Origin of the sequence: Pseudoalteromonas sp., from assembly GCF_036960685.1 — a bacterium.
Taxonomy (GTDB): Bacteria; Pseudomonadota; Gammaproteobacteria; order Enterobacterales; family Alteromonadaceae; genus Pseudoalteromonas.
Map to the genome: position 1 here is coordinate 154875 of NZ_JBALXK010000004.1, position 16785 is coordinate 171659.

General features: G+C 42.9%; 12 protein-coding genes. 2 read left to right on the forward strand and 10 right to left on the reverse strand.

Annotated features, from left to right (window positions below; all coding sequences use genetic code 11):
• Positions 1-44: 44 nt before the first annotated feature.
• The 7 genes from V7783_RS05720 to V7783_RS05750 all read right to left on the reverse strand — a co-directional run bounded on the left by V7783_RS05720 (position 45) and on the right by V7783_RS05750 (position 8869).
• Positions 45-2357, reverse strand: a complete 2313-nt coding sequence (locus tag V7783_RS05720; RefSeq protein ID WP_335677895.1) for a family 20 glycosylhydrolase — start codon at positions 2355-2357, stop codon at positions 45-47.
• Positions 2350-3303, reverse strand: a complete 954-nt coding sequence (locus V7783_RS05725; protein ID WP_335677896.1) for a sugar kinase — start codon at positions 3301-3303, stop codon at positions 2350-2352. Before V7783_RS05725 ends, V7783_RS05720 begins: the two co-directional genes overlap by 8 nt.
• Positions 3296-4744, reverse strand: a complete 1449-nt coding sequence (locus V7783_RS05730; protein WP_335677897.1) for a sodium:solute symporter family protein — start codon at positions 4742-4744, stop codon at positions 3296-3298. The genes V7783_RS05725 and V7783_RS05730 overlap by 8 nt, the downstream gene beginning before the upstream one ends.
• A gap of 165 nt (positions 4745-4909) precedes the next feature.
• Entirely contained in the window at positions 4910-5293 is a 384-nt protein-coding gene (locus V7783_RS05735) for a RidA family protein (protein WP_064664639.1), read from the reverse strand.
• Entirely contained in the window at positions 5286-6755 is a 1470-nt protein-coding gene (locus V7783_RS05740; RefSeq protein ID WP_335677898.1) for an N-acyl-D-amino-acid deacylase family protein, read from the reverse strand. Before V7783_RS05740 ends, V7783_RS05735 begins: the two co-directional genes overlap by 8 nt.
• Before the next feature lie 2 nt (positions 6756-6757).
• Positions 6758-7609 carry a MurR/RpiR family transcriptional regulator gene (locus V7783_RS05745; protein WP_335677899.1) on the reverse strand — a complete coding sequence of 284 codons (852 nt, stop codon included), beginning with the start codon at positions 7607-7609 and terminating at the stop codon, positions 6758-6760.
• A 12-nt stretch (positions 7610-7621) separates the two neighbouring features.
• On the reverse strand, positions 7622-8869 hold the full coding sequence (locus V7783_RS05750) for an amino acid deaminase (protein WP_335677900.1): 1248 nt from the start codon (positions 8867-8869) through the stop codon (positions 7622-7624).
• A gap of 201 nt (positions 8870-9070) precedes the next feature.
• Between V7783_RS05750 and V7783_RS05755 the strand changes: the two genes are divergently transcribed.
• On the forward strand, positions 9071-12010 hold the full coding sequence (locus V7783_RS05755) for a TonB-dependent receptor (RefSeq protein ID WP_335677901.1): 2940 nt from the start codon (positions 9071-9073) through the stop codon (positions 12008-12010).
• A 477-nt stretch (positions 12011-12487) separates the two neighbouring features.
• Positions 12488-14077 carry a carboxylesterase/lipase family protein gene (locus V7783_RS05760; protein WP_335677902.1) on the forward strand — a complete coding sequence of 530 codons (1590 nt, stop codon included), beginning with the start codon at positions 12488-12490 and terminating at the stop codon, positions 14075-14077.
• On the opposite strand, the gene V7783_RS05765 is transcribed toward V7783_RS05760, so the two are convergent.
• From V7783_RS05765 to V7783_RS05775, 3 genes are all read right to left on the reverse strand, one after another.
• Positions 14078-14797 carry an SIR2 family NAD-dependent protein deacylase gene (locus V7783_RS05765; RefSeq protein ID WP_335677903.1) on the reverse strand — a complete coding sequence of 240 codons (720 nt, stop codon included), beginning with the start codon at positions 14795-14797 and terminating at the stop codon, positions 14078-14080.
• Between the two features lie 9 nt (positions 14798-14806).
• The gene (locus V7783_RS05770; RefSeq protein WP_335677904.1) at positions 14807-15814 is read right to left on the reverse strand and encodes a GGDEF domain-containing protein; all 1008 of its coding nucleotides are present in this window, start codon (positions 15812-15814) and stop codon (positions 14807-14809) included.
• Positions 15815-16133: 319 nt separating this feature from the next.
• Positions 16134-16763 carry an NAD(P)-dependent oxidoreductase gene (locus V7783_RS05775; protein WP_283708933.1) on the reverse strand — a complete coding sequence of 210 codons (630 nt, stop codon included), beginning with the start codon at positions 16761-16763 and terminating at the stop codon, positions 16134-16136.
• Positions 16764-16785: the final 22 nt, after the last annotated feature.

Here is a 16785-nt window from a genome sequence, read left to right on the forward strand (position 1 = left end):
TAAATGCCCTAAATAGGGCATTTAATTTGAGCATCAATAATCAGTTAGTGACTGCAACTTAGCTGCGCTTGCTTTATACGGTTAATTGATTGGATAACTTGCGCAATGATGCCATTATTTATTTCTATGCTCTGTGGTTTATTTAGCTGATCCTTATTTTTCAGCGCAGTCATGATTGCCAAATAACTGGCTTGCCATTCATTAATTGTTAAAAACAACTGGCGATTATCGGTAAGTACTTGCTGCCATCTAAGTAATTGCTTTTGCAGTGTTGCAAGCTGTTGACTGTCGCACTGCTGTTGGTAATCAGCAACCGCATAATCAAACTGTTTAAGAGCTAAACTCTCTACCGGTAATACATCCACTAATTTGTTTAGTGGCGCTTGTTGATGGTAGTCACCCCGTAAAAACGCTAAATGGTGCAAAGTATAATAATGCACAGGCTCAATTAACTGACTAAAAGTAAGTAAAGCATTCACATCGGCGTTTGTTACTGCTGGTTGCTGTTTTAGTCGTTTAATAAACTGTTGTTGGTGTAATAAACCAAGTTGTTGATCTGCAAAGTTGTCCATTACTGCTAGGCGTTTATACATATCTCGCTCGTCGGTTACACTTGCAGACGACCAAAAACGTTCCCCTATCGCATAAAGCCTTGGCCAAATACGCGAGTCTAAGTTATCACTGGTGATTAGTTCTGCCCAAGCGGTGGCTTCTCCGCCAAGCACATTGCCTGTTTTTTTACGTTGTTGTTGCTGCGTTAACGCTTGGTTTAATTGTTTAACTGAGGGGCTAGTAATAACCGCCGCTGTAAATTTATAAGGTGTATTACCGACCAACGCCGCTTCATTTGATGCTTTATCAACACTCACAGCCAGTTTTGTTGGCCCCATCCAAGTATCAATCTGCAACTGGTAATGTTCAGCGAGCTTATCCACATTTGCTGTAATAAAACTGCCTTTGCCTTTAATACTTACTTTGCCATATAGCTTATCCTGCTGATTGGTAAAGATAGTGGCCTTGCCAACGACAGCGCTACCTTTTAAGCGAGTCAGGGTAAATTCCACCGTGCCTAAAATATTTTTTGCCCTTACAGCGGCTGGTGTGGGTTGAATAGGATGATTACGGTAGTGATAGCTAGTCCATTGTGGTTGATCAATATAAAAACCACTTGAGAGTAATCCATCATGACCAGCACTGGTAATGTCACTCAGCGAGTGATGGCCGCGCCATGACTGTACTAAGGTATTTTTTGGTAAACTAGGGTGCAGCACTTCATCCCAGCCAATCATTTGCTTATTGTATTTTGCTAAAATTTTAGCGACCCGTTGATTAAAATAGGCATGTAAAGCATGGCTATCAGCTAATTTTTTATCGGCCATATAGGCCTGTATTTTAGTATTTTTTTGCCAATCGCTATCATCGACTTCATCGCCGCCAATGTGTAAGTACGGATCAGGAAATAACCCCGAAAGCTCAGCAACCACCTCATCAATGAACTGATAAACCTTCGGGTTACTTGGGTCAAGTAACGGTTCGAACACCCCCCAACGCCTTTCAATTTCTGTGCGCGTTGTACCACTACCTAGCTCAGGATAAGCAAGTACAATAGCACTTGCATGGCCTGGTACATCAAATTCAGGCACCACACGAATACCTAATTTAGCGGCATAGCTAACCACCTCTTTAATTTCTGCTTGGGTGTAATACAAACCATCAGAGGCCTGTTGATGTAATTTAGGGTAGCTCTGTAATTCAATTCGCCAGCCCTGATCGTCGGTTAGATGCCAGTGAAACACATTAAACTTAGCTGACGCTAAACCACGTAGCGTACGTTTTACATCGGTAATGGGTAAAAAGTGGCGCACACCATCAAACAATAGCCCTCGCCACGGGTAAGTAGGCTCATCAGTTATTGTTAGGTTCGCCAGTTCGCGAGGCTGCTCGGCACTAAATAATAACTGCGATAAACTCGCAAGACCGCGTAACATGCCATATTGATTACTGCTGCTGAGTTTAATGGTGTCATCAGCAATCACAATTTCATAGCTTTCATCCATCCCTAAAAAAGGCAAAGTTGTAGCACTTTGATTGATGCTGATTTGTAACTGTGCATTTTTTGCCTCACGTAAATCAAGCCCTGTAAACTGTTGGGCAAACGTTGAATTTAAAAGTAATGGCATTAATAACGCTTGCTGCTGTTGACTCATATGCACCCCCAGCTCAGTAGTTAATTGGGTTTTACCTTTGAGCATTTGTATCTTTGCAGGCATTGGCATAAGTGCAGGTTGAGCACCTGCGGTACTGGGTAATGTACCAATAGCCACAATCATGCAAATCAAATAAATAAACTTATTCATAGTCAGTGTCCTGTTCGCTTGGGCTTAATTGATTGCTCGTCGTTATTGTAAGTGTTGTGGCAACAATGGCGCCGGTTGCAGCAATAACCTGTGCGGCAAGTTGTTGCGCGGTATTAACTGCCTGCTCGCACTGTTGCGTTATTAAATATTCAGCCAAAAAGCCGGCAGCAAATGCATCTCCTGCGCCAGTAGTATCAACAACACGCTTTGCAGGCTCGACTGGGTAACGGTTTAAAAGCTGCTGTTGCAACACTAAGGTGTCGTTAACGCCTTGTTTGATGATCACTAAACTGTGCGCGTATGCTTGGTAAAAACTCACTAATTGCGGCGACGCAGACCCAAAAACACCAAAGTGATCATCATCGGTGACCAATAGAATATCCGCGAAGGCGTAAGCTTGCTTATAACACTTTTGCGCAGTGGCTTTATTTTGCCAAAGTACCGCGCGATAGTTGCTATCAAAAATAACCTTGCCACCAGCGCCTTTATAAGCAGCAACCGCAGCCATAAATAACTCCCTGCTTTGCTCATCTAAAATAGCGAGACTAATAGCCGAAAAATATAAGTAATCAAATTGCTTGCGCTCAAGGGCTGCTAAAAAATGCTGTTGTGGCGCCAATTTAAAATATGCTCTGGCGGCGCTATCTCTACGGTCATAATGAAAAGTACGCTCGCCTGTGTCATCAACAACAATGCCATAAGCGCCTAACGTTCGACCTTTACTGCGTAATAAATACTGTAAATTAAGCTCTTGTTTTTTAAAGCGAGTGTAAGCCTGTGTGCTTAATTCATCACTGCCGATTGCCGATACAAAATAAACCTCAGCGTTATTCATTAATAACCGCTTAAGATACACAGCGCTGTTATAAATATCGCCACCAAAACACAGCTCATTGTTTAGCGACAACTCATGCATCGCTTCGCCAAAAAATGCCACTTTAATCATGCTGCATCTCCTCACGCTGGGCTTGTAAAATAGCTAAAGCCTGTGTTGATGTGTGCTTTTGCATTGGCGTAATTAAAGTCACGATTGCAGCGCATAATGCAGAAGCTAAGGTCGCGGGCATAATTGGGTTACTCCAAAATGCTAACCAATTTGGGGTGACAATAATCGCCAATGAAACTAATAAAGACACCACCAGCGCGGTTATCGCGCCTTGCCAATTAAAGCGCGGCCAAAAATGGCCAAACAACACGCACACACACAAACCTGACATTAACGTGGCAATCATATTAGTGATGTACCCAATCACATCGTTAGTTAATAGCGCCAGTAATAAAGCAATGCCGATGGTCATTACCAAACCAATACGCGAGAGGATCACGACATCCTTAGCATGTGGCATACGCTTGAACACTAAACTGTAGATATCACGAATTAACACGCTTACCGCAGCGATGGCATCTGAGCTGGCACTGGAAATAGTGGCAGACAGCCCCGCTATAATCACCAACGCGGCTAAGCCAAACGGCAAGAGTTCAAATGCCATATAGGGGAACGAAAATGCACTGTTTTCTAAGGCAGGATTAAGCGCATAGGCAGCCATCCCGATAATGGCAGGCACAATGGCAAACACTAAATATAAGCCCCCAGAGAGATAAAATGATTGGCGAATACTTTTAACATGCTTGCCGGAATAAATGCGCTGGCGAAACGAAGGTGCGACCAACACACCAATTAACACCGCAAAAAACAGCGATAAACCATGTACAACACCTATTTTATCCAGCGATAAAAAGCTGCGGTTAAGTGCTGGTTGAGCATTGGCAATCTCAGCCATACCACCCACTTCATACAAGGCGACACCTGCCATTAAGAAAAACCCAACAAATAACACTAATGCTTGTATTGAGTCGGTCCAAACCACAGCAACATAGCCACCAATCACCACATAAACACTAAAGCCTAACGCAATAAGTAACTTTGCTGAAAATGGCGACAGTCCTGTCAGCCACGCTAAGTACATGCCACCACCAAGAATGTGCGCACCTAACCAGCCAATACTGGCAACAAAAATAAATACCGCGATGGTGTTTTTAACCACCGGATGAGCGCCAACATAGTAGGATATCTCTTCACTCATGGTCATAAATTCGTGATCACGCACGGGCGCAAACAGTTTTGCCAGTAGTAAAATGCCGCACGCACCACCTAAGCCATAAATCATCCCGGCCCAGCCATTTAAATAGGCAAAACCAACCGCCCCCATCGATGAGCCCGTGCCCACCATAGTGGCAACGGTTGTACCAAGGGTGAGTAAAAAAGGCAGGTTACGTCCGCCCAGTAAAAAATTATCACCACCTTTGGCATTGCGGCTCACCCACCAGCCAAACCAAATCATAAATCCTAAGTAGCCTAAAAAGGCCATTAATAATTGCCACTTCATAAGACACCCTGCTGCACCAATCCACGTCGCGCCTTGTTTTGGCGCTTATAATTATTAATTACGCGGTTGATGATAATTATTATTCTGTTGATGACCTAAGAGCAGTTATTATTTTGTTTGCCCTTAGGTATAAATGCCAGCGCTGTCATTAAACCGCTGAAAAAGTTAAGGTGCCTTATAACAAGTAACATCTACCTCAACTTTGCAGTCGACAACTAAATCCGCGACCGCACAAATGCGTGCTGGTGGATTAGCCCCAAAATACGCTTTAAATACCTTATTGAACGACTGGAAATAACGCGAGTCAGTTAAAATAACCGTCACATGCACCACATCTTCGAGGCCGTAACCGGCTTCTTTCATAATGTCGAGGCAGTTTTCAATCGCCAATGTGGATTGCTCAATAATACCGCCTTCAACCACTTCGCCGTCTTTCATTGGGGTTTGCCCAGAGACCATTAACCAGCCTCCCGCTTCTACTGCACGGGCAAAAGGTAAGTGTTGACCACCGGTGCCTTTACCGCCCTCAATACCAATTCGTCTAATCATGTTTACTTGCTCCTAAGGATGTTAAAAATTTACCCGAATGCGCGGGTAAAACTCGTTTATCTTTAAATGTGGTTTGGCCATTAGTCCAAACCTGATGAATACCCGATGCCGGTAAGGCAGATTCAACAAAAGTCGCGTTATCAATAATTTCATCGGCATCAAATAATACTAAATCAGCAAAATGACCCACCTTGATCACCCCACGGTTTGCTAACCGGTAATTGGCAGCGCTTAAACCGGTCATTTTATGAATCGCCGTTGCCAATGAAAAAATGCCTTGCTCACGGCTGTAATGACCTAAAACTCGTGGGAATGAGCCCCATAATCGCGGGTGAGGATGCGGGTCGCACGGTAAGCCGTCGGAGCCAATCATGGTTTTATCAAACGCGAGAATGGTTTTTACATCGTCTTCATTAAGGCCATGGTAAACCGCCCCTGCGGGTTGTAGTTGTTTGGCTGCATCAAGCAAACTAATACCCCATTGCTTAGCAATATCGGCCAGTAACTGTTCCGCCATTTCAGGATGAGAATCTGACCAGGTTATAAAAATATCAAAGTCATCAGTCACTTGGTTTAAATCTAAGGTGCTAGAACTTGCGGCATAAGGATAAGCGTCACAACTGCATTTTGAATGCTCACCTTGCTCGGAAAATTTGGCCAATAATTCAGGAGCTCGCCCCCAGTTATTTTTACCTGCGCATTTAAGGTGCGAAATAATCACCTTAATATCGAATGTTTGCTCCATCGCAAAGGCTTCGTCCATCGCATCCAGTACTGCGTCAAACTCGGTGCGTAAATGTGTGGTATACAGCGCATCGTGTTTTTTCAACACTTCACCAAACGCGTGCACTTCAGAGGATGGCGCCTGATTAGCATTTTTATAGGCAAGGCCAGTACTCAAGCCTAATGCGCCTTGACTCAGTGCAAGGTCAAGTTGCTGCTGCATTAAAGCTATTTCTGGTGTTGTCGCAGCACGTAATAAATCGTCCATTACATTGTTTCTAAGTGTTGTATGTCCTACCAAAGCAGCTACATTGACATTCGCTTTTTGCACATTGTAAGCGTCGATATAATCGCGCAGCTGGGCAAACTTAAATTCAGCTTTTTCACCTAAGAGGTTCATTGGATCTGGCGCATCCGTGGCTAACTCGGCAGGTGCTGCACTAATGCCACAATTTCCTGTAATAACGGTAGTCACTCCTTGGCTTATTTTAGCCGCCATTTCAGGGTTTCTGAGTACTTCTAAATCATCGTGAGTATGTACATCAATAAAGCCTGGCGCTAAACACAATCCATCGGCATTCACTTTCTCTGTTGCTTGGTATGCTGATAACTCCCCCAGCGCGACAATCTGCTGTCCTTTAATTGCAACGTCCATGTGCACTGGCGCATTACCTAAGCCATCAAATACCTTTGCTTGATAGATGATTGTATCTACGGGTTGCGAGATATCGTACTGCATTGTTAATCTCCAAGCGGTGCGCGGTCAGGTCCTTGACGGTACTCATCTAACTCATGTTTAATACGTCGCAGTTTTTCACGGGATTTTTTCTGCGTTAATATCGCCACTTCGCTGGCCAAAATATCTACTGCAGCAAGCATGGCGTAACGAGCGGTACTTGGTGTGAAAATATAATCGGATTCATTGGTTTTGATTGGTAAATGAATTGTCGCTATATCTGCAAGGGCACTGTCTGGGCAAATGGCAATCACTTTTGCGCCGTAGTCTTTGGCAATACTTGCGGCATCAATTAAATCACTAGGTAAACCAGTTAGCGATAACACGACCACCACATCGCTGACATCAACACTGGCTGCGGTCATACGCATCATCACCGGATCGCTATAGGCATTACTGAGTACATCGAGTCGAAACAAACGATTGTGACACTCTTGGGCGACTACTGAGCTGCCCCCACCGACACCAAAAATGAGTGTATGACGACTACCAGCAATACAACGTGCCGCTTCTTCTACTAAAGATTGTTCAATAAGCCCAGCATTGATATCGAGAATATCGTGAATTGCTTGGTAAATTGCCGGAATATCTTCACGCACTGAGGCGTTTTCACTAATAAAACGCTCACCAACTGCCAGTGATTGCGCAAGTTGTAGTTTCATGTCTCGTACATTATCGCAGCCTAATGCTTTAGCTAAGCGCGTAATTGACGCATGACTCACTTTAGCGCGCAAAGCTAAGTCGCTAATACTTGCTGAAGCTGCATATTGCAGATCGGTTAAAATTAATTGTGCAACGAGTTGCTCTGATTGACGTAAATGGCCTAAGCGCTCTTTAATTCGCGAAACAATATCCAATTATTTACTCTCCTAAAAATACGTATCAAAGATCTCAATAACGTTATAATCATCATCTATGACGTTAATATAACGCCATTTATCGAATGTAAGGCACGGGTGCGAAGTTGCAAATGCTATAATATCGCCCACTTTTAGTTGTTCAGTGCCGGTATAAGTCAGCATCGCGTGCTGATCCATTATTTTTTCTACTTTCCAATCTGCCCCCGCAGGTTTTACGGTGCCTGATTGATCCACATGTAAATTGGGAATTGGTAAACCGGCATCAAAGGCAACATCTCGCTTACCCATACCTATAATGGCACGACCGGGCTCTGGCAATGATTGCACATACGCCCAAATCTCTAGGCACGACTGTAAGTCACTACCAATATTGCATGCCAGCGGATTGCGCGCTAATACTTGCTGCTGTGCGTGCTCATAAATCCCTTGATCATGGGCAACGTAGCAACCTGGGCGGATCACGGGAATCATATTGTCTAGCAAATTGTGCGGGGCAAATGCATCACACACTAAGTCATACCAAGCAGAGCCACCAGCGGTAATGATCACTTGCTCTGTAGCAAAAGACTGTTGAGCTATCAAAGCTTTACATTTTGCTACCGCATCTGCTAAAAATGCAGTCACTTCACTTTGTGTACTCAATACACCTTCATACACTTCAATACCCGCAAGCTGTAATGAAGCAAACTGTTGAATATGCGCAGCCAATTGCTGAAGAGTTTGATTATCAACAACACCGCAACGTCCGCCAGGCACTCCTAACTCAATCAGTAATTTAAGCTGTAAACCTTGTTCGCTAAAAAACTCACCAAGGCTTGTTACATTACTAACATCATCCACTAAACAATAAAAATCAATCTTATACTGTTTTAATAAATAGCTAAGCTGCTGCATGTTGGCTTTGCCAACTAATTGATTCGCCATAATAATACGCTTTGCACCAGCGCGAGCAGCCACCACAGCCTGTTGTACCGTTGCAATGGTGATCGCGTAAGCACCTGCATTTAACTGCTTTTTAAAAATACCCGGTGCCATAGTGGTTTTACCATGGGGTGAAAACTCCACCTTACTTTGCTGTGCAAACTTTGCCATCCACGCAATGTTATTATCTAACCGAGTTTGGTAAATACATGCACAAGGCAAGCTGACTTGCTGCAAAGCAACATTGCAATCCTCATGTATGAGTGCCTCATCATTACCTAAGCCTTTATTCACACTTGCGATATTTTCAGCACTTGTTGTGGCTAACTTTTCCATAAATAAAACTCTTATTTTAAATCATTACCTTAGATAGCAACATTACATTAAGAAGCAAAAAATTATCAAATGTTAATGTAATTGTTATTGCATTTTGCTTAAAAGTGATGTTAATTAATAACAGAAGAATAGTCAACAAGTGTTACAAATTAACAGAAAATAATAATCAACGTCTAAAAATACAGGATGAGGTACATCAACATGAACATTAAAAACCGTCGCCAAGCCACACTAAACAGGAGCGCAATAGCAAAAACTGTGGCTGCTATTATCTGTGGTTATTCAAGTCTAGGGGTTTATGCCGCTGACGAGACCCCCGTTGCAAATGATGAAATAGAAACCATCGAAGTACGTGGTATTGCAGCCAGTAACAAACAAGATATTAACAATAAACGTTTTAGCACTGGGGTAATGGACTCTATTACCGCAGAAGACATAGGTAAACTCCCTGATGTAACCATTGCTGATACGCTGCAACGTATCCCTGGTATACAAATCCGTCGCTCCGCCGGCGAAGGCTCTACCATTAACGTAAGGGGTATGCCGCAAGTAACCACTCTTTTAAATGGTGAACAATTTCTAAGTGCGGGGTCAATTACAACTCTACAACCAGATTTTACTGATGTGCCTGCCGCATTACTCTCAGGCATTGATGTGCTTAAATCACCTCAAGCAGACACGCTAGCCGGTGGTATTTCTGGTACTCTCGATTTAAAAACACGCAGACCCTTTGATCTTGACCAAGGCACTACCTTCTCACTGACAGGGGAAGCCACCCGCGGCAGCTTATCTGAGCAAACAGATCCTAAATTGGTGGCGTTTGCCGGCTACAACAATGACAAATTTGGTATTATTGTCACAGCCGCCTATGACGAAAGTACCTTAGCAAACTATCGTAATGGCACAATTTTAACCTCTTCAGAAATACAAAATGAAACCGACCGCGATTTTAATGGTGACGGTGATTTTAACGACAGCTTTTATAGCCAACGCTTTTATGGCGTGATGGACCGTGAAACCGAGCGTGATCGTCTTGGTTTAAACACGACTATTCAATATCAAATTGCTGATTCGCTAACATTTACCGGTGACTTGTTTTACACCAAAATGGATGACGCCGATCGTAAACAAGGGGTGATGGTTGATAATGCCCGTGGTTCTATATGGGCGTATTCTGATAACTTTATTCCCCGTTTAGATAATGAAAATGGCGGGCAAATATACACAGTCAATGAAGCTGATTTAAAAGTTCGCCGTGTTAGTGCCTACTCTGAAAGTTTAACGAACGATCGCGAATCAACCAACGCCAGCTTTTTATTCGAATACCAAGGTGATGGCCCACTTTCAGGGGAGTTTAGATATATTCATGGCGAGGCTGAGCGCAGTCATACTGAAAATGTCGCCCACGGCTTTTTAACCTCTGGTGCACAACATGGCTTATTAAAAAATCATGGTGATGGCATTACCCCTGTTAACCCTAACGGTTACGGTCCAGAAGACGTTGATGTGAGCTTTTCTCGCAGTGGCGAATACCTCACCCTTGGTTTTGCAGAAGGGTTTGGCAATGATATAAGCCAATATAATCTCGTATCAACCTACTCTGAAAATAACTTTGAAGAAGAAGCCACACTTGATGTTGCCCGTATTGATGGTCATTACGCCTTTGAGACAGATCACCTACAGAATTTTGATTTTGGTCTGCGGGCATCAAAACGTGACGTAGAGCGTGAAACCTATATTCTCGTAGCACCATTTACCACCGGTGATATTAGTGCCGATGTAATGTGGAAAGATTCTGGTGCATCACTGGGGGACACCAATGGCGACGGTGAAAATAGCGTAGCAGGTGGTGATTTAACCATAGGTAAAACCAACTTTTTTAGTGATATGCCCGCAGGTTGGGTTAACCAAGTCGATGGTTTAGGCCCTGGCGGCGCTGGACATAGTTTTTACTTAATCGATCCGAAAGTGATGGACGACCCAATGGCATTCCAAAATGCTATTTACCCGGGTAATAAACGCTTGGCTAACCCGTCTCGTACTTATCAAGTGAAAGAGCAAACCCAAACCGCCTACTTTAAAGCTAACTTTGCTGGCGAATTAGGTGATTTGAGTTATACCGCTAATATTGGTGCGCAATACATTAAAACCGAACTCGATATGCTGCAAAACCAACTCGGTTCAGAGCGTCCTTGTTCATTATGTACGGCGAGTGAAAAAACCGGTGAAAAATGGCTAAATCGCGATTACTCCGACTTTTTACCATCAATGAACTTTAATTTAAACCTCACCGAAAATGTTATTTTACGTGCAGGTTACGGTAAAACCATGACCACCCTCGATATTGGCAAGCTCGCCGGAGGGGTAAGCGTTGGTCGTACCCGCGCAGGTGATGTACTTGCCGCTGAGCTTGGTGTGAGCCCTGATTTATTAGTTGCCGTGCAGGGTCGTCAAAATGGTAATCCTGATCTAGAGCCATGGCGCGCTACTAACTATAACTTATCTGCTGAGTGGTATTTTAATGACAGCGGCTTACTAAGTATTTCCGCCTTTTTGATGGACATAGAATCCTTTGTTGAAAACGGTATTGTCATGCAAGGCTTACCAGACATTGATGGCGTTATTCGTCGTGAAGTGCCTGTAACCACAGAAATAAATGGCCAAGGTGGTGACATAAAAGGTTTTGAAGTGGTTTATCAACAAGCGTTTGACTTTTTACCGGCACCATTTGATGGTTTAGGCACATCAGTTAACTTTACCTATGCGCCAAGTGACAGCGCTAACGTTGATGTTTATGGCAAAAGCTTACCAATTCAAGATAACTCAGAAAAGTCAGCCAATGCCGTACTTTGGTACGAAAAAGGCCCATTACAACTGCGTCTTGCAGCTAACTACCGTAGCGATCGCTTAGACAGCTTAAGCTCGCCAATGGGCGAAGGCGTAGTGCCATTTTGGACCGACAGCACACTATACTTTGATATGTATGCAGGCTATGAATTTGCCGAAGATATGAGCATTTATACCTCGGTAAGCAACTTAACTGAGGAAAAAGAAGATATTTACGCACAATGGTCAGATCATGTGATCACTCAAAATATCTTTGAGCGTCGTATTACCTTTGGTATTCGAACCCGTTTTTAAGCTTTTCTATCATTGCTAGAGCAACAAATTTGGCACACTTCTGCCCAGGAGATTAAAGGTTTTAAATTAGCCTTTTGCCAAATACTTAACCAAGGTGGTTATACCCCCTATATAATCACCTTGGTTTATTTACGCCTTTATCTATCCCATCATTTTTTATGCTAGTATCTATACCCAAGCCACCTCAAGATGCAGAATTCAGCGTTGCACAGGGGCTTAATATCAAGGCGTTACTTTGCAACAATGGCCGTCCCTTTTAAGAAGTAACAACGATGGGAGTAAGTACCTGTGAAACGCCCAACGGGTTGGTTTAAAAGCGGTTTATACTGCGTTATTGATTTTAACAATAGAACCACTATTACTTGCAATCAATGCCTTGCCTAAATCGCTTTTAATTCCAACTGAAACTCGTATCTTGAGGTGGTTTGGGTATATTAGTTTTCAAATTCGACGCATTGATTTTTATAGAGGTTAACCATGCTATTGCGCTCACCACAAACACTTGCTTTTTTGACTTGCTTGACGCTTACAGCAATTACATTACAAGGCTGCTCAAAAGCCACATCAAACACCACCGCGGATGTAACTGGCGGGACAGTGCAAGGCACCGAGTCTGGCAAAATAATATCCTTTAAAGGCATTCCTTATGCTGCACCTCCTGTAGGTGATTATCGTTGGCGAGCGCCACAACCTGTGTCTAAGTGGCAAGGTGTTAAGCGTGTTGACCACTATGCGTCTGACTGCATGCAAAAACCATTTGCAGGCGATGCCGCACCACTAGGTACTCCACCGGCGGAAGATTGCTTGTATTTAAATGTCATCAGGCCTGCTAAACAAAGCGATGCTGGCTACCCTGTGGTAGTGTGGTTTTACGGCGGAGGTTTTGTAAATGGCGGTGCATCTCCTGAAGTTTATTCAGGCGCAAGCTTTGCTAAACAAGGTGCGGTATTTGTTAGTTTTAATTATCGTTTAGGTCGATTTGGTTTCTTTGCCCACCCAGCACTGAGTACCCTTGAGAACGACGCGCTTGGCAATTACGCAATAATGGACCAAGTCGCTGCTTTAAAGTGGGTTAAAGATAACATCTCTGAGTTTGGTGGTGATCCAAGCCAAGTAACCATTATGGGTGAATCCGCTGGTGGTAAGTCAGTACATGCCATGTTGCAAACTCCCAGTGCGCAAGGGTTGTTTCACAAAGCGATTATTATGTCTGGCGGTGGCCGCGAGTTATTTAATCAATTACCACTTCACAGTGATGATCCAGGCACATTATCAGCCGAGCAAGTAGGCGTTAACTTTGCCGCCCAACATCACATCACCGGCAGTGATAAAAGTAGCCTAACAGCACTGCGTAAACTCCCCGCCCAAGCTATTGTTGATAATTTAAACCTCAGTAACTTAGGCCAAGTGAATAATGCTGTTGCCACTTACTCTGGCGGGCCAATTTTAGACGGTACACTCATAACTGGCAGCACCAGCGAAAACCTACTTAGTGGTCAATTTAGTAAAGTGCCGTTGATGGTTGGTACCACTAATCATGATATCGGCTATGCAAATTATGACTCTAAGCAGGCTTTATTTAACAGCTTTGGCGATAATGCCATACAAGCTCAGCTTGCCTATGATCCTGAAAATAACAAGCCACTGGCATTATTAAACTACCAAGTTGGCCAAGACAAACTAATGCAAGAACCTGCTCGTTTTACTGCCCAGCGCTTTAGCAAAAATGGTCAAGATGCATACCTTTATCGATTCGCTTACGTAGCACAAACCTTAGATGCGAAAGGAGCTGCACACGCAACCGAAATCCCTTACTTTTTTAATACCGTGGCAACCAAATACGGCCATGTTACTACTGAGCAAGATAAACAAGCGGGCAAAACCATGCACCGCTATGTGACTAATTTTATAAAATCAGGTAATCCAAATGGTCCTGGTTTAATCAATTGGCAAAGCTTTCAACAAGCGCCTGAGTCAATTTTAGAATTAAATAGTTCAGGCGTTGCTGAGTTTGTTACTGATCCACTCGGTCTGCGACTTAATGCAACGCAAACCAAAGCACAGTAGCTAACCTTCAGCTTGAATGTACTCTAATGCAGTCATTTTTTTATAACTGACATTAGGGTGCATTATGTGCGCAGGCTCAGGATCAATTACTTCAATTGGAATATCGTAACTGCGGGCTATCTCCAATGCCATTTGGGTAATATTTACACTAAACGAAGTGCCCATAAATACGATTTTATCGGCAGCGATCATGCGTTGTTGCGCTTCACTGATCCGATAAAGCTCGGTGTAATATTCATCAAATAACAGTACAAAGGGCTTTAACGATTGGTTGAGCACAGGTTGTTGGTTTTCAATATTGAACAATTCAAGTAACGAATCATGCAAACGGCTTTCATCTACGTTATCCCAAGGGGTGGTGTGTGGTATTACGTCATCACCTTGATGGTGAAACAAGGTCATTTGATCAAGACGGCCGTGAATTGCAATGTAGTTAGTATTCCCTGCTTTGCCGTCTAAGCCATCAATATTTTGCGTGATTAAGTTTTTATCACTCAACCAATGATGCACTTCATTAGGGCCATGATGTCGATAAGTGGCAAAGCGGTGATAATACCAAGCTAAAAATTCTCGTGGGTTATTTTCATACATGCCACGTGTAGCCATTTCCATCGGCGTATAATTTTGACTACCGATAGTCCAATAACCATCTTCACCACGGAAAGTCGGTATACCGCTGGCTGCACTCACACCAGCACCTGTAATATATAAAGTATTCATTGCGTTCCCTTAAACACACGTTTGATTTTTGCCTTGCTCCTTAGCTTGATAAAGCAGTTCATCAGCTTTGTGCATCGCTTTATCAATAGACACAGTCGTTGTTAATGTACTGATACCCATACTCACTGTAACAGCCAGTTGGTTTGCACCTATATCTAAACGATTGTGTGATAAAGCAAGATGGATCTCATTGGCAAATTGTGTCGCTTGCTGTTTATTTTTATGGCGTAGAAAAAATAAAAACTCTTCTCCTCCCCAGCGCGCCACCATATCATTTTCACCTAACTGAGCAACAAATAAATCAGCCAGATGTTTTAGTACTTCATCGCCAACTAAGTGACCATATTGATCGTTAATCTTTTTAAAATTATCTACATCCGCAATAATGATACTCGCCGTTTGCTGCTGCTTTGCAAATTGCTCAAGTTCCGCCATAGCATAACGACGGTTAGGTAGGTTAGTTAAAGGGTCGCGAGTCGCTAAATATTCATTTTTGTGTATTAGCTCAATCAAACGTTGGCTGTAAATTTGCCGAAAATATTCATAAAAGCCACTCAATAAAGCAACAATGATAAAAGAAGCAATAATCCGAGTTGGAAAATAAACCGAGTAACCACTATAAAGTTCCAAGTAATTCGATAAGTAAAAAGCACCGGTAACACAAGTTACAAAAATAATTAAATCAATAATGCCACGTCTAAAACCGCGAACAAAAAAAGTAACTGGGGATACAATGAAAATCCAAATAGGCCCTGTACCATGGCTTCCACCTGTAAGCACTAAATAAATCATTAGGGTATATAAGGTGTATAAAACGATTAAGGAGGAAACAGCGACTCTATCACCAAGACAAAAAGGAGAAGCAAATAAAGCCGATGAGCCTAATAACGAGCAAGCCAAAATAAATTGATTATTATATAAAGCGATTATCGCCATACAAAGCGTTGTCACCGAGCCAATTACGGAGAAGAACCTAATGGTGAGTTTTCGTTCGGCCAAATCGGAGTAGCTAATCATCAATACAGTGCATCACTTCTTAAGTAGTGAAGGCAATCTTTGCATGAATAAACTGATTATAAGATTGCACTAAAATTATAAATAATTAATCAGTTACCTGTAAAAATATAGTCTAAACTTAAGAGCATTGTAAAAGCGAAGGAAGAAATAATTGCTAAAGATTAGCTTACATACGAATAATATGTTCGTATCACTGAGCTGAGCCAATGGGCATTTTAGCCCACGTTTATCGGACCACAGATGCAAAAATTAGGCTTTTAATCATTATCCACCAGTCATGTCTGATTGACAGTAATGCTTTAAAAGCCCGACAAATAGCTTAATAAGCCACACTAATGCGCTGATTAATATGCGCAGCATTTTGTGCTTCATCCAGCATCGCAATAGCATAATCGGTGACCGAAATTTTACTTTCACCTTGCTCATTAGTGAAAAAAGCATCGCCACCAATACGATACGCACCTTCACTCGTGCCAGGGTAAATAACCGCAGCAGGACTTACAAACGTCCATTGGGTTGATGTGCTTGTTGATCTGAATACCTTTAACGCCTCACCCTGTGCTAATGCTTCAGCTTTATATTCGGCAGGAAAATCGGGTGATGATACTAAAGTTACGCCAGGAGAAACTTCTAAGCTTCCCGCACCACCAACCCACAATAGTCGCGTGTTACTTCCTGAAAGTGCCGCTAATAAGCGCTCTGCAGTGCGGGCAACGAGATCATGATCACCAGCAGCACGGCCACCAATAGAGGCAATTACTACATCGGCGCCAGTTAATACCTCTAAAATGTCATGTTCAGATTGCAAATCAAACTCTTTTATCGCTGTACCATCCGTTACTTTACCTGCATCTCGAACAACCGCCGTTACATTGTGACCGTTTGCTTTCGCCTGCGTCATAATGTGACCACCAATCCAACCAGTTGCGCCTAAAATAGTAATGTTCATATCTGTATCCTTAAAAAGTATT